This window comes from Streptomyces sp. NPDC096310 (genome assembly GCF_044763125.1).
Classification (GTDB): Bacteria; Actinomycetota; Actinomycetes; order Streptomycetales; family Streptomycetaceae; genus Streptomyces.
On record NZ_JBIWFO010000001.1, the window covers coordinates 13,021 to 35,071 of the forward strand.

General features: G+C 71.9%; 19 protein-coding genes and 1 pseudogene. 5 read left to right on the forward strand and 15 right to left on the reverse strand.

Annotated elements, in window-relative coordinates; genetic code table 11:
- The 9 genes and pseudogenes from cysD to ACIQ7D_RS00095 all read right to left on the reverse strand — a co-directional run bounded on the left by cysD (position 1) and on the right by ACIQ7D_RS00095 (position 8,399).
- Positions 1-939 carry a sulfate adenylyltransferase subunit CysD gene (cysD, locus tag ACIQ7D_RS00055; protein ID WP_403931541.1) on the reverse strand — a complete coding sequence of 313 codons (939 nt, stop codon included), beginning with the start codon at positions 937-939 and terminating at the stop codon, positions 1-3.
- Positions 936-1,481, reverse strand: a complete 546-nt coding sequence (cysC, locus tag ACIQ7D_RS00060) for an adenylyl-sulfate kinase (protein WP_403933710.1) — start codon at positions 1,479-1,481, stop codon at positions 936-938. The genes cysD and cysC overlap by 4 nt, the downstream gene beginning before the upstream one ends.
- A gap of 125 nt (positions 1,482-1,606) precedes the next feature.
- The gene (locus ACIQ7D_RS00065) at positions 1,607-2,305 is read right to left on the reverse strand and encodes a phosphoadenylyl-sulfate reductase (protein ID WP_403931544.1); all 699 of its coding nucleotides are present in this window, start codon (positions 2,303-2,305) and stop codon (positions 1,607-1,609) included.
- Positions 2,302-2,481 carry a hypothetical protein gene (locus ACIQ7D_RS00070; RefSeq protein WP_403931547.1) on the reverse strand — a complete coding sequence of 60 codons (180 nt, stop codon included), beginning with the start codon at positions 2,479-2,481 and terminating at the stop codon, positions 2,302-2,304. The genes ACIQ7D_RS00065 and ACIQ7D_RS00070 overlap by 4 nt, the downstream gene beginning before the upstream one ends.
- Positions 2,478-4,175 carry a nitrite/sulfite reductase gene (locus tag ACIQ7D_RS00075; protein WP_403931550.1) on the reverse strand — a complete coding sequence of 566 codons (1,698 nt, stop codon included), beginning with the start codon at positions 4,173-4,175 and terminating at the stop codon, positions 2,478-2,480. The genes ACIQ7D_RS00070 and ACIQ7D_RS00075 overlap by 4 nt, the downstream gene beginning before the upstream one ends.
- 120 nt (positions 4,176-4,295) lie before the next feature.
- Positions 4,296-4,367: pseudogene (locus ACIQ7D_RS00080) on the reverse strand (putative leader peptide); the annotation flags it as partial.
- A gap of 175 nt (positions 4,368-4,542) precedes the next feature.
- The gene (locus ACIQ7D_RS00085) at positions 4,543-5,118 is read right to left on the reverse strand and encodes a GNAT family N-acetyltransferase (RefSeq protein WP_403931553.1); all 576 of its coding nucleotides are present in this window, start codon (positions 5,116-5,118) and stop codon (positions 4,543-4,545) included.
- Between the two features lie 79 nt (positions 5,119-5,197).
- Positions 5,198-6,457, reverse strand: coding sequence for a GAF domain-containing protein (locus tag ACIQ7D_RS00090; protein WP_403933712.1), 1,260 nt, complete (start codon positions 6,455-6,457; stop codon positions 5,198-5,200).
- Between the two features lie 307 nt (positions 6,458-6,764).
- On the reverse strand, positions 6,765-8,399 hold the full coding sequence (locus tag ACIQ7D_RS00095; RefSeq protein ID WP_403931556.1) for an acyl-CoA dehydrogenase family protein: 1,635 nt from the start codon (positions 8,397-8,399) through the stop codon (positions 6,765-6,767).
- 17 nt (positions 8,400-8,416) lie between these two features.
- On the opposite strand from ACIQ7D_RS00095, the gene ACIQ7D_RS00100 reads away from it, so the two are divergent.
- Positions 8,417-9,637 carry a YihY/virulence factor BrkB family protein gene (locus ACIQ7D_RS00100; RefSeq protein WP_403931559.1) on the forward strand — a complete coding sequence of 407 codons (1,221 nt, stop codon included), beginning with the start codon at positions 8,417-8,419 and terminating at the stop codon, positions 9,635-9,637.
- Here ACIQ7D_RS00100 and ACIQ7D_RS00105 read toward each other — a convergent pair.
- Genes ACIQ7D_RS00105 through ACIQ7D_RS00115 form a run of 3 tightly spaced genes read right to left on the reverse strand, consistent with a single transcriptional unit; the run spans position 9,634 to position 13,470 of the window.
- On the reverse strand, positions 9,634-12,606 hold the full coding sequence (locus ACIQ7D_RS00105) for an SAV_2336 N-terminal domain-related protein (RefSeq protein WP_403931561.1): 2,973 nt from the start codon (positions 12,604-12,606) through the stop codon (positions 9,634-9,636). The two genes, ACIQ7D_RS00100 and ACIQ7D_RS00105, sit on opposite strands and share 4 nt — an antisense overlap.
- On the reverse strand, positions 12,584-13,048 hold the full coding sequence (locus ACIQ7D_RS00110) for a trypsin-like peptidase domain-containing protein (RefSeq protein ID WP_403931563.1): 465 nt from the start codon (positions 13,046-13,048) through the stop codon (positions 12,584-12,586). Before ACIQ7D_RS00110 ends, ACIQ7D_RS00105 begins: the two co-directional genes overlap by 23 nt.
- On the reverse strand, positions 13,045-13,470 hold the full coding sequence (locus tag ACIQ7D_RS00115; RefSeq protein ID WP_403931565.1) for a CU044_2847 family protein: 426 nt from the start codon (positions 13,468-13,470) through the stop codon (positions 13,045-13,047). The genes ACIQ7D_RS00110 and ACIQ7D_RS00115 overlap by 4 nt, the downstream gene beginning before the upstream one ends.
- 105 nt (positions 13,471-13,575) lie before the next feature.
- Here ACIQ7D_RS00115 and ACIQ7D_RS00120 point away from each other — a divergent pair, with 105 nt between their 5' ends.
- Entirely contained in the window at positions 13,576-14,361 is a 786-nt protein-coding gene (locus ACIQ7D_RS00120) for a helix-turn-helix domain-containing protein (RefSeq protein ID WP_403931567.1), read from the forward strand.
- A 282-nt stretch (positions 14,362-14,643) separates the two neighbouring features.
- Here ACIQ7D_RS00120 and ACIQ7D_RS00125 read toward each other — a convergent pair whose 3' ends face one another.
- The gene (locus ACIQ7D_RS00125) at positions 14,644-15,561 is read right to left on the reverse strand and encodes a S1 family peptidase (protein WP_403931570.1); all 918 of its coding nucleotides are present in this window, start codon (positions 15,559-15,561) and stop codon (positions 14,644-14,646) included.
- Positions 15,562-16,220: 659 nt separating this feature from the next.
- Positions 16,221-16,619, reverse strand: a complete 399-nt coding sequence (locus tag ACIQ7D_RS00130) for a serine hydrolase (protein WP_403931573.1) — start codon at positions 16,617-16,619, stop codon at positions 16,221-16,223.
- Between the two features lie 76 nt (positions 16,620-16,695).
- Between ACIQ7D_RS00130 and ACIQ7D_RS00135 the strand changes: the two genes are divergently transcribed.
- The 3 genes from ACIQ7D_RS00135 to ACIQ7D_RS00145 all read left to right on the forward strand — a co-directional run bounded on the left by ACIQ7D_RS00135 (position 16,696) and on the right by ACIQ7D_RS00145 (position 20,883).
- Positions 16,696-18,567, forward strand: a complete 1,872-nt coding sequence (locus ACIQ7D_RS00135) for a potassium transporter TrkA (RefSeq protein ID WP_403931576.1) — start codon at positions 16,696-16,698, stop codon at positions 18,565-18,567.
- A gap of 241 nt (positions 18,568-18,808) precedes the next feature.
- Positions 18,809-19,081, forward strand: coding sequence for a YkvA family protein (locus ACIQ7D_RS00140; protein ID WP_403931579.1), 273 nt, complete (start codon positions 18,809-18,811; stop codon positions 19,079-19,081).
- Positions 19,082-19,191: 110 nt separating this feature from the next.
- Positions 19,192-20,883: an alpha-amylase family glycosyl hydrolase gene (locus tag ACIQ7D_RS00145; protein WP_403933714.1), complete on the forward strand. Its 1,692-nt coding sequence runs from the start codon at positions 19,192-19,194 to the stop codon at positions 20,881-20,883.
- Positions 20,884-20,930: 47 nt separating this feature from the next.
- On the opposite strand, the gene ACIQ7D_RS00150 is transcribed toward ACIQ7D_RS00145, so the two are convergent.
- On the reverse strand, positions 20,931-21,911 hold the full coding sequence (locus ACIQ7D_RS00150; protein WP_403933715.1) for an NAD(P)-dependent alcohol dehydrogenase: 981 nt from the start codon (positions 21,909-21,911) through the stop codon (positions 20,931-20,933).
- Positions 21,912-22,051: the final 140 nt, after the last annotated feature.

Sequence of the window (22,051 nt, forward strand, 5' to 3'; positions counted from 1 at the left end):
CTAGAAGTACCCCTCGCGTTTGCGGTCTTCCATCGCGGCCTCGGACATCTTGTCGTCGGCGCGGGTCGCGCCGCGCTCGGTGAGCCGGGAGGCGGCGATCTCGGTGATCACCGCGTCGAGCGTGGTGGCGTCGGAGTCGACGGCGCCGGTGCAGGACATGTCGCCGACGGTGCGGTAGCGCACGAGGCGCCTCTCGACGGTCTCGGACTCCTTGGGACCGCCCCAGTCACCGGCGGTCAGCCACATGCCACTGCGGCTGAACACCTCGCGCTCGTGCGCGAAGTAGATCTCCGGCAGCTCGATGCCCTCGCGGGCGATGTACTGCCAGACGTCCAGCTCGGTCCAGTTGGAGAGCGGGAAGACCCGGACGTGCTCGCCCGGGGCGTGCCGCCCGTTGTAGAGCTGCCACAGCTCGGGGCGCTGGCGGCGCGGGTCCCACTGCGAGAACTCGTCCCGCAGCGAGAACACCCGCTCCTTGGCACGCGCCTTCTCCTCGTCGCGCCGCCCGCCACCGAAGACCGCGTCGAACCGCTCGGCCTGGATCTTCTCCGTCAGCGGCACGGTCTGGAGCGGGTTGCGCGTCCCGTCCGGGCGCTCGCGCAGCTTCCCGGCGTCGATGTACTCCTGTACGGAAGCGATGTGCAGCCGCAGCCCGTGCTCGGCCACGGTGCGGTCCCGGTAGTCGAGGACCTCGGGGAAGTTGTGTCCGGTGTCGACGTGCAGCAGCGAGAAGGGCACCGCCGCCGGGGCGAAGGCCTTCAACGCCAGGTGCAGCATGACGATGGAGTCCTTGCCGCCGGAGAAGAGGATCACCGGCCGCTCGAACTCGCCCGCGACCTCACGGAAGATATGGACCGCCTCGGACTCCAGGGAATCCAGGTGGCTCAGCGCGTACGGGGCGTCCGTGCCCTCGGTGACGGCTGCGACGGTGGTGGTCACGCGAGACCCCTCTCGGTGAGCAGCGCGTGGAGCGCGGCGGCGGACTCCTCGACGGACTGGGTGTGCGACTCGATGCGCAGGTCCGGCTTCTCGGGGGCCTCGTAGGGGTCGTCGACCCCGGTCAGCCCGGTCAGCTCGCCGGCCGCCTGCTTGGCGTACAGGCCCTTCACATCGCGCACGGAGCACACCTCGACCGGCGTGGCCACGTGCACCTCCAGATACCCGGTGCCCTCGGCCCGGTGGCGCTCGCGGACCGCCTCCCGGCTGTCCGCGTACGGCGCGATCACCGGGACCAGCGCCTTGACACCGTTGGCCGCGAGCAGTTCGGCGACGAAGCCGACGCGCCGCACGTTGGTGTGCCGGTCCGCGCGGCTGAAGCCGAGGCCCGCGGAGAGGAACTCCCGGATCTCGTCGCCGTCGAGGACCTCCACCCGGTGTCCCTCACCGCGCAGCCGCTCGGCCAGCGCGACCGCGATGGTGGTCTTGCCGGCGCTCGGCAGCCCGGTGAGCCAGACCGTGGCGCCCCGCTCCGTCGTGCTCAACCGTTTCTCCCCATCCTGTTCCGGCCGGACGTCCTGTTCCCGGCGGACCTCGTCCCCCCGGCGGAGACCGAGTTCCTGGCGGACATCGAGTTCCTGGCGGGCGTCGTGTTCCTGGCGGACCGTCATCAGTGCAGCCCGCATTCGGTCTTGGACCGGCCCGCCCAGCGGCCGGCGCGCGCGTCCTCGCCCGCCAGCACCCGGCGGGTGCACGGTCCGCAGCCGACCGAGGCGTAACCGTCCTCCAGCAGCGGGTTGGTGAGCACCCCGTGCTCCCGGATGTACGTGTCCACGTCGTCCTGGGTCCAGCGCGCGATCGGCGAGACCTTCACCTTGCGGCGCTTCTCGTCCCAGCCGACGACCGGGGTGTTCGCGCGGGTCGGGGACTCGTCGCGGCGCAGCCCGGTCGCCCACGCGTCGTACCCGGTCAGGCCCTCCTGAAGCGGCCCGACCTTGCGCAGCGCGCAGCACCGGTCAGGGTCGCGGTCGTGCAGCCTCGGGCCGTACTCGGCGTCCTGCTCCGCGACGCTCTGCCGCGGGGTGAGCGTGATGACGTTCACGTCCATCACGGCGTCCACGGCGTCCCGGGTCCCGATGGTCTCGGGGAAGTGGTAGCCGGTGTCCAGGAAGACCACGTCGACGCCGGGCCGTACCCGGGCGGCGAGGTGGGCGACCACCGCGTCCTCCATCGATGAGGTCACGCAGAACCGGGCGCCGAAGGTGTCCGTCGCCCAGGTCAGGATCTCCAGGGCCGACGCGTCCTCCAGGGCGCGCCCCGCCTCTTCGGCGAGGGCCCGGCGATCGTCGGTCTCCGTCAGTGCCGTCATGTTGTCTCTTCCCCTCCGTCACTCCGCTGGAGCCCTCGGGCGAGCAGCCCGAGGAACTTCAACTGGAAGGCCCGATTGCACGCTCCGCATTCCCAGGCGCCATGACCCTGCTCGCCGGGACGCAGGTCCTCGTCGCCGCAGTAGGGACAGTAGAAGGGGGCCGCGCGTTCGCTCATGACAGGGCCTCCTCGCCGGCCCGGGCCACCCAGGTGGCGAAGCGCTCGCCGTCCTCGCGCTCCTTCTCGAAGCGTCCGAGGACCCGCTCGATGTAGTCGGGCAGCTCCTGCGAGGTGACCTTCAGCCCCCGGACCTTGCGGCCGAACCCGGCCTCCAGGCCCAGCGCGCCGCCCAGGTGCACCTGGAAGCCCTCGACCTGGTTGCCGTCCTGGTCCAGCATGAGCTGGCCCTTGAGACCGATGTCCGCGGTCTGGATACGGGCGCAGGCGTTGGGGCAGCCGTTGATGTTGATGGTGATCGGCTCGTCGAAGTGCGGGATACGGCGCTCCAGCTCGTCGATGAGCGTGGCACCGCGCTCCTTGGTCTCGACGATCGCCAGCTTGCAGAACTCGATGCCGGTGCATGCCATGGTGCCGCGCCGGAACGGCGAGGGCTTGACCCGCAGGTCCAGCGCCTCCAGACCGGCGACCAGGGAGTCGACCCGGTCCTCGGCCACATCGAGGACGATCATCTTCTGCTCGGCGGTGGTACGGAGCCGGCCCGACCCGTGGGCCTCGGCCAGCGCGGCGATCTCCGTCAGCTTCGCGCCGTCCACCCGGCCGACCCGGGGCGCGAACCCCACGTAGAAGCGGCCGTCGCGCTGGCGGTGGACGCCGACGTGGTCGCGCCACCGCTGGAGGGGCTGCTCGGGGGCGGGCCCGTCGACCAGCTTCCGCTCCAGGTACTCGTCCTCCAGGATCTGGCGGAACTTCTCCGCGCCCCAGTCGGCGAGCAGGAACTTCAGCCGGGCGCGGGTGCGCAGCCGGCGGTAGCCGTGGTCACGGAAGATCGAGATGACCCCGGTGTAGACGTCCGGCACCTCGTCGAGCGGCACCCAGGCGCCGAGCCGCTGGCCGATCTTGGGGTTGGTGGAGAGCCCGCCGCCCACCCACAGGTCGAAGCCGGGGCCGTGCTCGGGGTGGTTCACGCCCACGAACGCGATGTCGTTGATCTCGTGGGCGACGTCCAGCGACGGCGATCCGGAGATGGCCGTCTTGAACTTGCGCGGCAGGTTCGAGAAGTCGGGGTTGCCGATGATCCGGCGCTGGATCTCGTCGATGGCGGGCGTGCCGTCGATGATCTCGTCCTCGGCGACCCCGGCGACCGGCGAACCGAGGATCACGCGGGGTGTGTCGCCGCAGGCCTCGGTGGTGGAGAGCCCGACCTCTTCGAGACGGCGCCAGATCTCCGGGACGTCCTCGATCCGGATCCAGTGGTACTGGACGTTCTGCCGGTCGGTGATGTCGGCCGTACCGCGCGCGAACTCCCGCGAGATCTCGCCGATGACCCGGAGCTGTTCCGTGGTGAGCCGGCCGCCGTCGATCCGTACCCGCAGCATGAAGTACTCGTCGTCCAGCTCCTCCGGCTCCAGAACCGCGGTCTTGCCGCCGTCGATCCCGGGCCTGCGCTGGGTGTACAGCCCCCACCAGCGCATCCGGCCGCGCAGATCGTTGGGGTCGATCGAGTCGAACCCGGCCTTGGAGTAGATCGTCTCGATGCGTGTCCGCACGTTGAGACCGTCGTCGTCCTTCTTGAACTGCTCATTGCCGTTGAGCGGAGTGAAGTGACCCCGGGCCCACTGGCCCTCGCCGCGGTGACGGCTCACCTTGCGGCGTGGCGTGGCGGGGGACGGCTGTTCCGGCGTGGCGGCCATGGCGGTTACGTCCATTCGAGACATGCGGGAGGGCTGCTCCGAGCCGCACACGCGCGCGGACGCGGCGGTGCGCGGGAAACAGGGACAGGAAAGGGGGTGAACGCGGCGGTGCTGGGACTCTCAGCCCGCCGGACAGATGGCGCTGGACATGCGGCAGAGATCGACGTGGCGTCGACTCACCAAGGCAATTCCAGAGCTGGACATGGTGGAAGCGTGGCACGCGGATCTCCGGCCAGTCCACCGTTATCCATCATGTGGACCATAACGTACCGCTATGTGAGACGGTGTGTTGTCCGTCACGGAGTGTCGGTGTTTAACCCCTGATCCGGGCCGTTCCGCACGCCCGGTCAGGCCGGACCGGGCCGGGTCAGGCCGCCGGGTGCGCGCCGGGCCACGGGCCGGGGGCCGCCACCTCGGGCTCCTCCTCCGTCTTCGTCCCGAAGAGCCGGAAGCCCCGCCGCAGATAGTTGTCCATGGCGTGCTCGCCGTCCTTGGAGCAGGTGTGCAGCCAGACCCGCTTCACCGGATCGGCCTCCGGCCATCGCTCGGCCAGGTCCCAGGCGCGCGCCACCCCGTACGACAGGAGCTGCCCGCCGATCCGGCGGCCGCGGAAGGCGGGTATCAGCCCGAAGTACGCGATCTCGACCGCCCCGCCCTCCTGCGCCGCCAGCTCGATGTACCCGGCCGGGGTGCCGTTCTCGTACGCCACCCAGGTCTCCACACCGGGCCGGGCCAGATACGCCGACCACCGTGCGTACGTCCACGGCAGCCGGTCCGTCCAGCGGACGTCCCCGCCGACGGCCGTGTACAGGAACCTGCTGAACTCGGGCGAGGGCACCTCGGCCCGTACGATCCGCACCCCGTCGGCCGGAGAACCCGCGGCGGGCCGCAGATCGGCGGCCGAGGTCTGCTCCAGGGACCAGGTGGTCACGGTGATGCTCATACGGGTCAGGAGAACACGGCGCGGCGGCGGACGGCGCGGCGCCCCCCGTCCGTTCTGTGGGTACGCGGGCGGCGGGCCCTCACGGCCGGTCCAGGCCCCGCGCGCTCACCACCGCGGGCGCCGTCGAGCGCGGCAGCAGCTCCGCGGGGTGTTCCGGGGCGACCACCTCCACCTCGACCTCCTCGCTGAAGCGGTACGGCCGGTGCGCCAGCACCCCCGCGAGATGGCGCCGTAACCGCGACATCTCGGCCCGGACCGTCACCGTACGGCCGGCGTCCCCGAAGACATCGGCGGCCAGCTCGGCGGCGCTGCGGCCCGCGCGGTGCGCCGCCAGGACGTACAGCAGCTCGGCGTGGCGCGGGGTCAGCTCCTGCGTCCAGCTCCCCGCCGGGCTCGACACGGTGACCGACCGGCGCCGGGGCCGGCTCAGGTCCAGCACCACCCGGGCGGGCGCCCCGTCCGCGCGGCGCGCCTCGTCCACCCGGATCAGCCAGCCGCCGGGCAGCGGCTCGGCCGTGCACATGCCCAGCGACGGCTGCCAGACCGGGCCCGCCCTGAGCGCTTTCGGCAGTGGCAGCCGGTCCACGGGCGCCATGCCCGTGACCGCCGCCGTCCAGCCGTGGACATCGACCGCCAAGGCGCGCCCGCCCAGCCGGCACAGGATCGGCGCGGCCACCGAGCGCAGCCGCTCGACGCTCCGCGCGTGGCGCTCGCGCAGCTCGCTCTCGGCGAGCCGGGCGACCGAGGTGACCAGCGCCAGCGTCGTCGGATGGAAGCCCGCCGCGGGGCCGCTCACATCGATCACGCCGAGCAGCCGCCCGTCCCGAGGGTCGTGCACCGGGGCCGCCGCGCAGGTCAGGGAGTGCAGGGCGTGCGCGAAGTGCTCGGCCGAGTGGACCTGCACCGGCCCGCGCAACGCCAGCGCCGTACCGATGGCATTGGTCCCGGTGCCCCGCTCCGACCAGTTCGAGCCCTCCTCCAGACAGACATCGCCGGCCCGGCGCAGCGCCCCGAGGCTGCCCTCGCGCCAGAGGATTCGGCCCTCGGCGTCGCCGACCACCATGATCTGGGCCGAGGTGTTCACCAGGGCGCCGAGCGTCGCGGTGAGCGACCGTGTCACCTCGCCCAGCGTCGATGTCCGCCGCCGGTGCTCCAGCTCGTCCCGGCCGAGTAACGCGCCGCCGCCCGCCGGACGGTCGGGGTCGAGACCCATGCCCAGCGCCCGCGACCAGGAGGCGCCGATCACCGGCCGGGGCGCCACCGGGGGCCGCTCGCCGGCCAGGGCCGCGTCCCGTACCCGCCGCAGCAGCCGCCCGGCGCGGTCGCCGTCCATCGCCATCAGCCGGGCCAGATCGAGCGCCGGGTCCTTCGGTGGCAGATCCTTCAGGGGGGTGTCCTTCGGCGGACCGTTCTTCATCGGGTTCTCCCGGCCACCAGGGGCGCTGTGTCGAGTCTCAAAGTGCCGTATCGATTCTTCTGCAATGGCCTGCAACGGCCTGCAACCCTGGCGCATCGCTGACCCGTGCGTGAAAGTGACTACCGGTCAGAGGCGGTGCCGTGTCGGCGCGGCACCACCTCTGACCACCGAGCCCGCCCGCTCGGACGACGGGCCGCGCCCGCCTTTTCAGGACGAGGGCCGCGCCCGGTCAGACGACGGGCCGCGCCCGCTCCACCACCGACGCCAGGTCGAGCGTGTGCGGCAGGGTGCCGAAGGCCGCGCCCCAGTCCCCGCCGAGCCGCGACGCGCAGAACGCGTCCGCCACCTCCGGCGGCGCCCACCGCACCAGCAGCGACCCCTGGAGCACCAGCGCCATCCGCTCCACCAGCCGCCGCGCCCTGGCCTCGATCCCGGCCAGATCCGCCAGTTCGGTCAGCAGACCCTTGATCGCACGGTCCAGCCGGTGATCGGCGCCCCGGGCCAGCCCGACCTCCTGGAGGAACGCGTTCAGCGCCGCGGGCTCCCGCTGGAGCGCCCGCAGCACGTCCAGCGCCTGCACATTGCCCGCGCCCTCCCAGATCGAGTTGAGCGGCGACTCGCGCAGCAGCCGTGGCATCCCCGACTCCTCCACGTACCCGTTGCCGCCCAGGCATTCGAGGGCCTCGGCGGCCAGCGGCGCGGCCCGCTTGGTCACCCAGTACTTGGCGGCCGGCACCGCGAGCCGCAGAAAGGCCCGCTCCTCCTCCGTGTCCGCGTCGTACGCGGCGGCGAGCCGCAGCGCGAGCGTCGTCGCCGCCTCCGACTCCAGCGCCAGATCGGCCAGTACGTTGCGCATCAGCGGCTTGTCGATCAGCTCACCGCCGAAGGCCGCGCGGTACGTGGCGTGGTGCACCGCCTGCGCCACGGACTGCCGCATCAGAGCCGCCGACCCCAGCACACAGTCCAGCCGGGTCGCCGCGACCATTCCGATGATCGTCCGGACCCCGCGCCCCTCCTCGCCGACCCGGCGCGCCCACGTCCCGTCGAACTCGACCTCGCCCGAGGCGTTGGACCGGTTGCCCAGCTTGTCCTTGAGGCGCTGGAGGCGGAAGACGTTGCGCGTCCCGTCCGCCAGCACCCGCGGTACGAGAAAACAGGTCAGCCCGCCCGGCGCCTGCGCGAGCACCAGGAACCCGTCGGACATCGGCGCGGAACAGAACCACTTGTGCCCGGTCAGGACGTACTCCCCGGACGCGTCCAGCGGGACCGCCGCCGTCGTGTTCGCCCGTACGTCGCTGCCGCCCTGCTTCTCCGTCATCCCCATGCCGAACAGGGCGCCGCTCTTCCCCGCGGCGGGCCGCAGCCCCGGCTCGTACGCGTGCGCCGTCAGCCGCGGCTCCCACTCGGCCGCCAGCGCCGGATCCGCCCGCAGCGCCGGCACCGCCGCGTGTGTCATCGACACCGGGCACAGATGCCCCGCCTCCGCCTGGCTCCACACCAGGAAACCGGCCGCGCGCCGCAGATGGCCGTCCGCCCTGCCCCAGGCGTCGGTCAGCCCGGCGGAGACCGCCCGCCCGAGCAGGTGATGCCAGTCGGGGTGGAAGTCGACCTCGTCGATCCTGTTCCCGTACCGGTCGTGGGTGCGCAGGACCGGGGGATGGTCGTTGGCCCGCGCCCCCCACTCCTGGACCTCGGCGGACCCGGCGGCGTCGCCGAGAGCCGTCAGCTCCGCGCGGGTCCCGTCGAGGAGGCCGGGCGCGCTGTGCCGCTCCACGGCCTCGCCGAGGACCCGGTCGGCGCGGAAGACGTCATACCCGACCAGGGGCGGAACCTGGTTGGTCACTGTGTGGGTGCTCGCTGCCATGCCGATACGGTAAGGAGGTGCAGGCAGCAAAAGAAACACCTGAGCGGCCGACTGGCCGACTCCACCGGGCCCGAGTCCTCTACCGCAACGTATCCAAGCGGAAGATGGCCTGGTTGCTGCTGAAAGACACCGTCAACTCGTGCATCGAGTACCGGATCCTGGGACTCGCGGCCGAGGCGGCGTTCTTCACGCTGCTCTCGCTGCCGCCGCTGCTCCTCGGACTGATCGGCCTGCTCGGCTACGTGGACGACTGGACCAACTCGACCACCGTCGCCTCCATGGAACGGAACATCCTCAGCGCCTCCGGCACGGTCCTCTCGGCGCGCGGCGTGGACGAGATCGCCAAGCCCCTGCTCGCGGACCTCACCCGGGGCGGCCGGCCCGACATCATCTCCCTCGGCTTCGCCATCGCGCTCTGGTCGGGCTCCCGGGCGGTCAACGTCTTCGTCGACACGATCACGGTCATGTACGGCCTCGACGGGCGGCGCGGCATCGTCGCCACCCGGCTGCTCGCCTTCCTGCTGTACGTCGTGGCGATCGTGATCGGCGCGGTGGTGCTGCCCCTCGCGGTGGTCGGCCCCGACCGGGTGGTCGAACTCATCCCCTGGGGCACGGAGGTCGTCAGCGTCCTGTACTGGCCCGTGGTGATCGTCCTCTCCATCGCCTTCCTCACCACGCTCTACCACGTCTCCGTACCGGTCAGATCCCGCTGGATAGAGGACATGCCGGGCGCACTGGTCGCCCTCGGTATGTGGGTCCTGGGCAGTTTCCTGCTCCGGATCTACCTGACGAACGCGGTCGAGGGCCCCACGATCTACGGCTCACTGGCCGCGCCCATCGCCGTACTGCTCTGGATCGGCGTCTCCGCGTTCGCGGTGCTGGTGGGGGCGGCGGTGAACGCGGCGATCGACCGGGTCTGGCCCTCGGTCTCCACGGCGGCGGCCCGCGCGGCCAACGAGCGGCTGCGCGCGGCGCAGGCGGCGGAGCTGATGGCCCGCGCCGCGGCGTCCGCGGAGGGCCCGCAGGACGACGACGTGACCGACCCGGACATGCCGTCGGAGTTCCCGGAGCGCTGGTCCAAGTTCCTGCCGCCGGACGACGTCAAGTCACGGATGACGGCACGGCTGCACGGAGGGCGGCAGCGCCACCCGAAGCGGCCGGGCGCGAGCGGGGGCGGCGGCGGGAGCGGGGACGGGAAGGTGAACGGGGGCGGGAAGGAGAACGGTACGGGCGGTTAGCGGGGCTCCTCCGGCGGCGGTGCCGCCGCGTCCGGTTCCGCGTCCGCGACACGGCCGCCGCCGAACAGCCGGCGCAGCCGGGACGGCCCTTGGCGCGGCTTCTCCGGCGGATACCCGACGGTCAGGTACCAGACGGGCCGTGTGACGCTGTTCGCCCTCTTCATGTCCCGGCGTACGAATCCCTCGGGAGCGCCGCTCCGCTGGTACACCTCGTCCGGAAGGCCGACCATCATCGAGATCTTTCCGGGCTTCGAGTCCCCCACCGACACCGGTGCCGGGAAGCCCCGCTCCAGTGCTCTGGCCACCTCTTCCGGCTCTCCCTCGTCGATCAGCACGGTCATCGGGACGGTCAAGGGGAAGAAGAGCGAGGACATGCCGGCCGTGAGGGTCTCGGCGAACGGGCCCATCAGCCGGTTCAGCACCTCCGGCACGGTGTACGCGGGGTCGGCCGCCACTCGGAGCGCCATCGTGGGAAGGCTCAGCCGCACGTCGGGATCGACGAAGGTGCCGGACGAGCCGAAGGCCTCCCGGCAGGCTTGCCGGAGCAGCGAGAGGAAGACGGCCTGCGCGGCGGATCGGCTGTCCGGGGGAACGCTGTTCAGCTCGGCTCCACCGATGGTGAGGTGGACGGCACCGCCGGAGGCAGGAGGAGGAGGGGCCGCAACCTGGCGGTGGGCCTTCAGCGCAACCCTCCACGCGTGGATTTTGTCGCGCTGCTGCTCGGCCCACGTGCCTTCGACACCGCCCAGAGGTTCGCCGTACCAGAGACTCAGCGCCTCCTCGTAGAGCGCGGCACGGTGTCGGCGGTCCTGGGTTTGTGCCGCCTGTCGGGCGAGCCGCTTGGCGACCGTCAGATCCAGCTCCGTGTCGAGCCGCAGACGGAAGCGGCCTTCGGATTCCTCGATGTCGTGCCCGCTCGCGAGCAGTTCACCGATGGCCGCGGAGATCATGCGGTTGGTCTGTCGGTTGGGAGTGCTGCCCAGGGCGAGTTGCAGTTCACGGAAGGAGACCTGATCGCCCTCGGACAGCAGGAGCATGCTGAGCACAACCCGTCCGGCGGCCGTTCCGGGTGTATGGCCCCACCCGTCCTTGAGCGGCCGCAGCGGGCCCAGCACTCCGTACTGCCACGTGGACTCCGGAAGGGCTTCCGGAACCGGGAGGACCTCCGACGCCAGCGCCTCCGCGCCGCGCCGCCGCTCCTCCGGGTCCTTGGCCAGCAGATCCAGGATCGCGTTCTCCAGCGCTGCGGGCAGGCCGGGCCGCAGCTCGCCGGGCGGTTGTGGCTGCTGCTCACGGTGCCCGAAGAAAGTGCTCACGGGGCTGTCCCCGGCGAACGGCGGCTGCCCGGTGGCGAGTTCGTACAGGATGCAGCCGAGCGCGTACAGGTCGCTGCGCCCGTCGACGACTCCACCGCTGATCTGCTCGGGTGACATGTACTGCGGGGTGCCTGTGGTGGCGCCTGTGGCGGTCGTCCGTGACGCCGGCCTTGGATCGAAGCCGAGGACCTTGACCGTGCCGTCCGGCAGTTGGATGACCTTCTCCGGGGTCAGACACCGGTGGACCAGACCCCGTCGATGTGCGTAGGCCAGCGCATCGATCAGTTGCCGTGCGATATCCGCGATGTCGGCCACGGGCAGTGGGCGGCCTCCGGGCTCCTCAAGCCTTTGGCGGAGGCTGCGGCCCGCCAGTAACTCCATCACCAGATAGGTGCCGTCGTCGTCCTTGCCGGAGTCGCTGATGGCCGTGATACCGGGGTGTCGTACTCCGGTGAGGAACCGCAACTCGCGCAAGCGCTGTGTCTGCACCTCTTCGTTCTCCGGCCCCGTCCGGTCCACCCATTTCAGTGCCACCATCCGGGGGGTGTCCCGCCGGTCCCGCGCCCGCCACACCACACTGCGCTCGCCGCGCCCGATGACCTCCAGCAGCTCGTACCGCCCGGCCACCACCTCGTTCGCCGGGTCCGGCGGCGGTGCCACCGGCACCTCGTCCGGCTCGGGCCCTCGCAGCAGCCGTACGCTCTCCGGGCTCACCAGTGCGAACGGCTCGCCGCCCGCCCCGCCGCCCAGCAGTGCCCGGAAAACGCCGCGTGCCGAGCCCGCGCGGGACTCGATCTCCGCGCCCACGCGGTCGAGCAGGCCCACCGTACGGGCCAGGCTCGTCCGGGGCAGCGAGTGGAGCAGGACCTCGCGCACGCCGGGGCGGAAGTCGTACGAGCCGGGCGGGCCCGGTACGGAGCGGAGCATGCCGCTCAGGACCACCTCCGCGAGGTGCTGCGGTCGCGGGTGTTCCTCGACGGCCGCCTGGACCAGCCGCATCACCGGCAGATGCGCCGGGCCCACCGCGAGGTGACCGGCCAGCCGGACCGCCTGCGGGGAGGCGGCCGCGCGGAAGCGCAGCACCAGTTCGTCGGCCGGGACCGCCTCGGGGACCAGCGCGTCCGCGGCCCCGCTCTCCCAGGTTTCCGGGACGGCGTGTGACCTCCCCGCCGGGAGCAGCGCGGCGGCGCCGGGGAACGACGCGCCGCCCGGCGAGGCCACCAGCCCCGCCCACTGCGTGAGCCACCCCGCCGTCGGCTCCAGCACCGGTACGGGGATGCCGCGCGACGCCGGACCGTCGTACGGCGCGAAGCGCAGCGCGGTGTTGGGCGCGCCGGGGCCCGGCGCCGTGAACAGGCCCGGCACCGGGGCGAGCGCGGTCTGCTGCCACATCCGTTCCGGCAGCGGCTGGAGCACCGCCACCGGCAGCCGCCGCGCCCAGCCGCGCAGGGTGTCGTACCAGCGCTGCCCCGCCGGTCCCTCCCGCCACTGGGGTCCCATCGCGTCGCTGATGACCAGGGCCAGCGTGCGCCCGGCCGTCCACTGCCGCGGCGGTACGGTGCCGTCGGCGCCGAGCCGGACCAGCTCCACCGTGCGGAACGCGCCCGTCTGTCCGAAGGCCATGAACAGATCACGGGCCAGCGGCTGCCACATGGCCATCGTCGTACCCCCGGGGGAATTCGAGATGCGCCCACTCGTCACCGATCAACTGACGTGAGGCGACGAGCAGTTCGCCCGGGACGCCCTCCTCGTCGTATCCGTGGGGGAAGCCGTACGCCACCAGCGTCGGCGTCGGTGAGGCGTGCGGCGCGTCGACCGCCGCGAAGACCGCGGGCGCGATGGGCACCGGGCGTTCCAGCTCCAGCACGGCCAGATCCCCGGGGTCGCGGTCGCCGCCGGCCCATGCGCCCCGGGCCACGATACGGGCGGGAAGCGGCGCGAGCCCGGGGGCGCCGGGGAAGACCGCCTCGGCCCGGTCGTGGTGGCGCATCACATGGGCGCAGGTCAGCACCGTACGGTCGGAGACGAGGAAGCCCGAGCCCTCGACCGCCCCCGCGATGTCGATCCGCGCGTGCCAGGCGGGCGAGCGCGTCACCGGCCCGCCGCTCCGGGGGCCCCTGACGCCGCCGAATTCCCGGCTGCCGCCGCCGTACCCGGAGTCCCGGCTGCCGCCGTTCCCGGATCCGCCGCCGCTGCCGGGGCCGCGCCCGGATTCCAGGACAGCTTCACCGTCAGATGGCCCTCGGCGGCCGTCCTGGCGATCACCGCGCCCGCCTCGGCCATCATCTTCACACCGAACTCCAGCTCCACCCCGTCCGGCTTGAGCGAGCCGTCCCGGAACACCGTGAGCGCCGACTCGGCCGCCGCACGGATGCCCTGGAGCGCCGCGTCGAAGCTGCGGCCCACTTGGGTCAGGGAGTCGGCGCGCGACACCGGCCGGGCGCCGGGGGCGTCCTGCGCCACCTCGACCGTGACCGTCGCCCCGCTGTCGGTGGTGAACTCCATCAGTGCTGTCATCGGTCGCCCCCGGAAACGAACCCGCGGTATCCCCGTCCGGACACCCGCAGACCGACCATTCTGGATCAATGGCCGTCGGCGGGGCGAGGCTTTAGCCTGAATCGTATGTATGAGGAACGGGCATCGCGGCTCGACGGTGCGATCGTCTGGACCCGGACGGTGACGGCGGCGGATTCGACGAGCGGCGCGCGCGACCCCGGGGCCGCCCCCTACCCCGTACTCCCCGACGGCTGCATGGATCTGCTGTGGATCGGCGGCAGACTGCTGGTCGCGGGCCCCGACACCCGGGCGTACATCCCCGAGGGCACGGCGGAATCGCACTGCGCCGGAGTGCGCTTCGCGCCCGGGACCGCGCCCGCGCTGCTCGGCGTGCCGGCGCGCGAACTACGGAACCGGCGGGTCGGGCTGGCCGACCTCTGGTCACCGGCGAAGGCGCGCGCCGTCACCGGGCTCGCCGCGCGTCTCGCCGCCGCCACCGACCCGGCCACCGCACTGGAGACGGTGGCGCTCCGGTGCGCCGCCGGGGCCGGTCCGCCCGACCCGCTGCTGCGGGCGGTCGTCGCCGGGCTGAACGCGGGGCGCCCGGTCGCCGCGACCGCCGACGCCGTCGGCCTCGGCGCCCGGCAGCTCCACCGCCGCTCCCTGGACGCCTTCGGCTACGGCGCCAAGACGCTCGCCCGGGTGCTGCGGCTCCAGCGCGCGCTGGAGCTGGTACGGCGCGGTGTGCCGTACGCCGACGCCGCGCTCGCCGCGGGCTGCGCCGACCAGGCGCATCTCGCCAGGGAGGTGCGCGCGCTGGCCGGGCTCACCCTCGGCGCCTACGAGCGCGCCTACGCGGCGTCCGCGAACAGTGAGACCCCGCAGCCGTCCGGGTCCAGGACGACGGCGTAACGCCGCGTGGAGCGGGTGTTCTCGTCATGCGTCCACCGTAGGAGCACGGCTCCCGGCCGGTCTTGAACGAATCGGACGCGATGCCGCGACGGACGCGCTCCCTCCCCGCCCGGGGAACGGACACGGCGGGCCGCGCATTCTCTGCGCGGCCCGCCGGTCGTGCGCGGAGCGAGTACGGGTGTGGGGGATCCCGTACGGTCATACGGTGGTGCGGTGGTGCGTCCGTACGGCGAGGGCCGGGCCGTACCCCGCCGGGTGCCCTCGCCGGTACGGAGGGGCGGGCTAGAAGACGCTGACGCCGTAGGCGTTCAGGGCCTCCACGACCGGCTGGAAGAACGTGGTGCCGCCGGAGGAGCAGTTGCCGCTGCCGCCCGAGGTCAGGCCCAGCGCCGTGCTGCCGGCGAAGAGCGAGCCGCCGCTGTCGCCGGGCTCGGCGCAGACGTTGGTCTGGATCATGCCGTAGACGATGTCGCCACCGCCGTAGTTGACGGTCGCGTTGAGCGCGGTGACCGTACCGGAGTGGACCCCGGTGGTGGAGCCGCTGCGCCGCACGCTCTGGCCGACCGTGGGGTTGGCCGCGCTGGTGATGTCCTGGTACGAGCCGTTGTACAGGTAGACCCGGCCGTCGGCCGCCGCCGAGTTGGCGTGGCGGATGAGGCCGTAGTCGTTGGTCGGGAAGCTCGTCCCGGTGCGGGTGCCCAGCGTGGTGGTGCTGGAGGAGTTGGTGTACCAGGTGCTGCCGATGTTGGTGCAGTGTCCGGCGGTCAGCGCGTAGTACGTCGAGCCGCTGCGGACGTTGAAGCCGAGGGAGCAGCGGCCGCCGCCGGCGTAGATGGCCTCGCCGCCCGCGATCAGCTTGCTGAACTTGCCCTCGGTGTGCTTGATCGTGACGCCCGCGGCGGTGTCCGCCACGGAGTTCTTGATCTCGGTGATCTCCGCGTCGGAGACCCGGCTGTCGACGGTGACGACGACCTTGCCGGACGCCTTGTCCGTGTACCAGGACGTACCGGCGATGTCGGCGGCGCCGATGGCGCTGCTGGCGGCGGCGAGCTGCGCCGCGGAAGGAGCGGGGGCCGGCGCCGGGGCGGCGACGGCACTCGGGGCCGCAAGCGCGACGGCGGTCACCAGACCGGAGGCGACGGCGAGGAGCCGGGCTCGTCTGGACACCGCGCTGAGGGGGGAAAGGCGCTTGATGGTCACAACATCCTCCATTGAGTGGGGGAGCGTTGCGGCCCGTTGGGTAAGCGGGCCGCTGCGTACGACCGTTCACCGCCATTCGGTTTTGGCCGTGAACCTGTCAATCGCACGATGTGAATCCTTGGGTCCCTCCGCCCATCGGGCAAGACCGACTTCTGGACCGCCGCCACGGACCTGCCGTGACGCCCGGGAACGCGGTCGCCGGAGCCCTCACGGGCCGGGCGGGGCGGCCGGCCCGGCCGCCCCGCCCGGCCCCCGCGAATGAGCTCCTGCAAAGCCCGTGGTGCGGGGCGCCACGAAGGGTGACAGCCCGTCAGCACCCGTGCTGAGCGGGGGTGATCCTCCGCTGGCGTCATTCGGCCATGCGGTTGACCGTCACGAACACACATGGTTCACCGAGGGTGTCGACAGGATGACGCAACGGTTCTCCATCACCTCGGAGTTGCGGCCGAACGGCGGGAATCTCTGCGCGTAGAACGTCCGTTTGGCGGCGGCGTACGGCGAAATGCTCTCGTGATGATCATGGCCGAATCTTTTCGATCCGATACGGAGGTGGACACCGAACCGAGCCGGACCGTGCCGGGATTCGGCCGGAGGGGCGCTCTTGTGTTCCCCGGTGACCTGTGCAGTGCCTGGGGGTCGCGAGGCGGGAAGGAACAGGGCTACAGGGCGCTGTACACGGCGTCGACCAGCCCCGCCTTGCGCGGATCGTCCGCGATGTGCGGGCCCATCCGGTTCATGACGTACCCCATACCGAGGGACGCCTCCGGGTCGGCGAGCCCGAAGGACCCGCCGAAGCCGTCATGGCCGAACGCCCTCGGGTTGGGGCCGTACATCGCGTGCGGGCCGCTGAGCCAGAGCCCGAGACCGGCCTCCGTGTCATGGCCGAGGCCCGCGCCCAGCACCAGGTCCCGGCAGCTTCCCTGACCCTCGCGGACGAGTTCGGCGGTGCCGGGGGAGAGCACGCGGTGACCGTCGAACCGGCCGCCTCCGGCGAAGATCGTGACACCGTTCTGCGCGACTTTGTCACCACGATTGGCGTGGTCAGGGGGTCGGGCCACACCCTCCTATGGGTAACACGCCGTCCGGACACCCCTGTTGGGTACGGCGGCGGATGGAGCTATGGAGGATTTCGGCATGCGCAAGACGCTGCGGGAGCGGCTGCGGTACTGGTTCGACGGAACGATGGACCGCGGCACCCCGGCGCTGATCGGCTGGCTGGGGCTGGCCTCGTTGGCACTGATCACCCTGGTCTCCAGCACGGTGGTGGTGCTGGCCCGCAAGGATACGGAGGAGAACGGCGGCTGGCCGGGCGTCGTCTGGATGAGTCTGCTGCGCACCCTCGATCCCGGCACGATGGGCGGGGACACCGGGCAGCCGCTGTTCCTGATCCTCATGCTCACGGTGACCATCGGCGGGATCTTCATCGTCAGCGCGCTGATCGGTGTGATCACGACCGGCCTGGAGACCCGTATCCAGGAACTGCGCAAGGGCAAGTCACAACTGATCGAGCGCGGGCACACCATCGTGCTCGGCTGGTCGGACCAGATCTTCACGGTGATCGCCGAGCTGGTGGAGGCCAATCAGAGCGAGCGGCGCTCCTGTGTGGTGATCCTCGCCGACCGCGACAAGGTCGACATGGACGACGAGATCCGGCGCCGCATCCCGGACACCGGGAAGACCCGGGTGATCTGCCGCTCCGGCAGTCCCCTGCAACGCGAGGACCTGGAACTGGTCAGTCCGGACACCGCCAAGGCGATCATGGTGCTGCCGCCGCTCACCGACGACAGCGATATCGACGTCATCAAGGTGCTGTTGCTGCTCAACAACCGTAGGTGGCCGGGGCGGCGCCCCCATGTGGTGGCCGCGGTGCAGAACTCCACCAACCTGGCGGCGGCCCGGCTTGCCGCGGGCGACGCGGCGCTGGTGATCGACGTCGACGACATCGCCGTACGGCTGATCGTGCAGGCCCACCGGCAGTCCGGGCTGTCCACCGTCTTCAACGAACTGCTCAGCTTCATGGGCAACGAGATCTACCCCTGGAGCGAGCCGGCACTGGCCGGTGCCACCTACGGGGAATCGCTGACGGCTTTCGAACGCGGCATCCCCATCGGTCTGCAGCGGGAGGACGGGGAGATACGGGTCAACCCGCCGATGGACACCGTCATCGAGCGCGGTGACCGGCTGTTGCTGATCGCCGAGGACGATCTGCTCATCGAGCGGGCGGCTGTCCCGCCCACGATCGTACGGTCGGCGATCACCACGGCCGAGGCTCCGGAGCCGTCGCCCGACCGGACGTTGATCATCGGCTGGAACCCCCGTGCGGCGGAGATCGTTTCGCTGCTCGACCGTCTGGTGCAGCCCGGCTCCGTGGTGGACATCGCGGCCCCCCGGCAGCCGAGGGAGGACCTGGCCGGGCGACGGGACAACCTGACCGTCGGCTTCAAACACTGCGACCCCGTCAGCCGGCCGTCGCTGGAGTCCCTGGAGCTGGACGGCTATCGCCATATCGTGGTGCTCACGGACGACACGATCGATCCCGGCCGGGCCGACGACCGTACCCTGGTCACCCTGCTCCACCTGCGCGACATCGAGATCCGGCTCGGCGATCCGTACTCGATCGTCACGGAGATGAACGATGACGCCAACCGCGAGGTCGCGCAGGTCACCAAGGCCGACGACTTCATCGTCAGCACCAAGGTGATCAGCCTGCTGCTCACCCAGCTCAGCGAGAACCGCCGGCTGGACGCGGTGTTCGCCGACCTCTTCGACCCCGAGGGTTCGGAGATCTATCTCAAACCGGCGCCGAGCTATCTCCTCCCGGGAGCCGAGGCGAACTTCGCCACCGTGATCGAGGCGGCCCGGCAGCGTGGGGGGACGGCCATCGGCTACCGGCTCGCGGAGCACAGCGACGAACCGCCGCTGTACGGGGTGCGTCTCAACCCGTCGAAGACCGCGCCGCTGACCCTGCGCGAGCGCGACACGGTCGTGGTGCTCGCGGAGAACTAGACGAGTCATTCCGAAGTGGCGTCGTCCGCCCCTCGGGGCGGGCGGGGAGGTGTCAGGTGCACCGCGTCCCGCCGCCGGTGGTGGTCCTGGTCGGCGCCGGCTCGCGAAGGTCCTTCCCCGGTCCGCCCCGGCACGTACGGGTGACCGGTGCCGTTGATCCGGCGCCGGACGGGTATCCGGACAGTGCGGGGCGAGCCGTACGCCCCGGACACCCATCCGGAGCCCGAAGGGGGAGGACGCCATGAGCGAGCTCCAGATCCTGGTCGCCGTAGCCGTCGTTCTGGTGGCCCTCACCCTGGGCGCCGCGATCGTCCTGGCCGTCCGGCTGGTCCGGGCCCGTGGCGCGCTGCGGAAGGCGGGCCTGCCGCAGACGAAGAAGTGGCTGTTCTGGGCGGCCCTCGGCTATCTGGTCCTGCCCGTCGATCTGCTGCCCGACCCCGTGTACCTCGACGACATCGGGGTGCTCCTGATGGCGCTGCGCTCGCTGAAATCGGCGGAGGAGAAGCTGCCGTAACTCCTGAACCGGGGACCGGGCCGGTGCGCTCAAGGGATGATCGCACCGCACTACTAGAGTTTCAGACCGGTTTCACCCCGGCACGAGAGGTACCAGTGACTCAGCACGCGATCCCGGACGGCAGTGGCGGCAGCGGCCAGGGCGAGGGTGACGGCGGCCCGCGCGACTGGTGGCGGGAGTCCGTCGTCTACCAGGTCTACGTCCCGAGCTTCGCCGACGCGGACGGCGACGGCATGGGCGACCTGCGGGGGATCACCGACCGCCTCGGCCATGTCGCGGAACTGGGCGCCGATGCCGTCTGGCTCACGCCGTTCTACCCCTCCCCGCTGGCCGACGGCGGCTACGACGTCGCCGACTACCGGGACGTCGACCCGCGCCACGGCACTCTGGACGACTTCCGCGCGCTGCTGGCCCGGGCCCGGACGCTCCAGCTCCGTACGATCGTCGACATCGTGCCCAACCACTGCTCCGACCGGCACCCCTGGTTCGTGGAGGCCCTGGACTCCCCGCCGGGATCCGCCGCCCGCGACCGGTTCGTCTTCCGGGACGGCAGTGGCGAGGACGGGGCGGAGCCGCCTGCCGACTGGCAGTCCAAGTTCGGCGGCGCGGCCTGGACCCGCGTCCCCGACGGCCAGTGGTACATGCATATCTTCGCCGCCGAGCAGCCCGATCTGAACTGGGAGAACTCCGACGTCATCGCCGACTTCGAGCGCACCCTGCGCTTCTGGCTGGACCTCGGCGTCGACGGTTTCCGGATCGACGTGGCGCACGGCCTGCGCAAGGACCTCACCCCGCCGCTGCGCGACACCCGCGGCGGCGACACCGCGCCCCTGAACGCGCCGCCCAGCGGCGAGGACCACCCCTTCTGGGACCGCGACGAGGTCCATGACATCTACCGCGCCTGGCGCAAGATCACCGACTCGTACGCCCCGGCCCGGATCATGGTCGCGGAGGCGGGGGTCAGCGCGGCGCGGCTGCCGCTGTACACCCGGCCCGACGAACTCCACCAGGCGTTCAACTTCTTCCATCTGCGCTGCCCTTGGGGGGCCGACGCCTTCCGGGAGACCATCGACCTGTCCCTCACCGGCGCCGCGCCCGTCGGCTCCCTGCCGACCTGGGTGCTCTCCAACCACGACGTGGTCCGCCACCTCACCCGCTACGCCCTGCCCGAGGGGACCGACCCGCGCGCCTGGCTGATGAGCGAGGGCCCCACGCCCGCCCCCGACGAGGCGCGCGGCCGGCGGCGGGCCCGCGCCGCCGCACTGCTGACCCTCGCCCTGCCCGGTACGACCTACCTCTACCAGGGCGAGGAGCTGGGCCTCCCCGAGGTCGCCGACCTGCCCGCCGACGCGCTGCGCGATCCGATGTGGGAGCGCACCGGCCGTACGGTCAAGGGCCGGGACGGCTGCCGGGTGCCGCTGCCGTGGACGGTGTCCGGCAGCAGCCACGGCTTCGGGCCCGGCGGGAGCTGGCTGCCCCAGCCGGCCGGCTGGGGCGCGTACTCCGTCGAGGCGCAGACGGGCCGCCCCGGCTCGTTCCTGGAGCTGTACCGTACGGCGCTGAGCCTGCGCCGGGGCTTCCGCGGCGACGAGCGCTTCGCGTGGCTGCCGTCGGCCGAGGGCGAACTGGCCTTCCGTAAGGGCGCGGGGCTGGAGTGCCGCGTCAACTTCTCCGGCGTTCCGCTGCCGCTGCCCACGGGGGCGGTCCGGCTGCTGGGCAGCGAGGCACCGGAGCGCGACGAGGCGACGGGCGCGCCGCTGCTCGCGCCGGACACGGCGGTCTGGTTGGACGCACGGGAGTAACCGGCACAGCGGGACTCCGCACCGGGGGAGCGGGGAGTACAGGGGTGTCAGATCACGCGGACGACGTGTTTGCCCCGTACCCCTCCGGCCTCCAGCGCACGGTGGGCCGCCGCGATCTCCGCCAGCGGATGGACGGTGTCCACCACCGGCCGCAGCGCCCCGCTCTCCACATATCCGGTCAGGTCGGCGAAGTCCTGGTGCAGGGGGTTGCCGCTGAAGAACCGGACCCGCCGGGAGCCGTACACGGCGGACGCGAGCGTGTACGCGACCGAGGCGCCGAACCGGCTGGTGTCGAAGGCGATCCCCATCATGCGCCCGCCGGGCGCGAGCAGCCGCCGGTAGGCACCCGCCTCGCTGCCCACGCTGTCGAACACGACGTCGAACGCGCCGAGGTCCCGCAGGTCGCCCGGCCCGGTCTCGCGGTAGTCGTACGCCTCGTCGGCACCGAGTTCCCGTACGAGTTCGAGGTTCTTGCCGCTCGCGAGCGCGGTGACATGCGCGCCGTACGCCCGCCCGAGCTGGACGGCGACATGGCCGACCCCGCCGCTCGCGCCCCGGACGAGCAGCCGCTCACCGGGCCGGATACGGGCCTTGTCGCGCAGGGCGGTGATCGCCGTCGTACCGGCGAGCAGTGCGGCGGCCTCCACCAGATCGAGTCCGGCGGGGGCGAGGGCCACCTGCCGGGGCCGTACGGTCACATACTCGGCCGCGCTGCCCACCTTGCCGCGCGGAAGATCGCCGCGGGGCACCATGCCCCAGACATGGGCGCCCACCGCCGGGCCGGTGAGTCCGGGGCCCAGGGCGGCGACCTCGCCGCTGAAGTCGACCCCGGTGCGCCGGGGGAAGGTCCGACCGCCCAGGGCCCGCAACTTCCCGGCCCGCATGGGGAGTTCACCGCTGTTCACACTGGTGCCGTGCACCCGTACCAGCAGTTCGCCGGGGCCGGCGACGGGCGTGGGCACCGTGCCCTCGTAGAGCACGTCCGGGGGGCCGTAACGGTCGTACAGCGCTGCGCGCATCTCGCTCAATGCCTTGCCCATCAGGAGAGGAAGAAGTGGGGAGCGGTCCGAGTGGAGCCGGGGGAAGGTAAATGGAAGAGGTCTTTCACTTAACTGTCACGCTAGCACGCTAACCGAACGACCTCTTCCACTTGGGCTAAAGTGAGAGA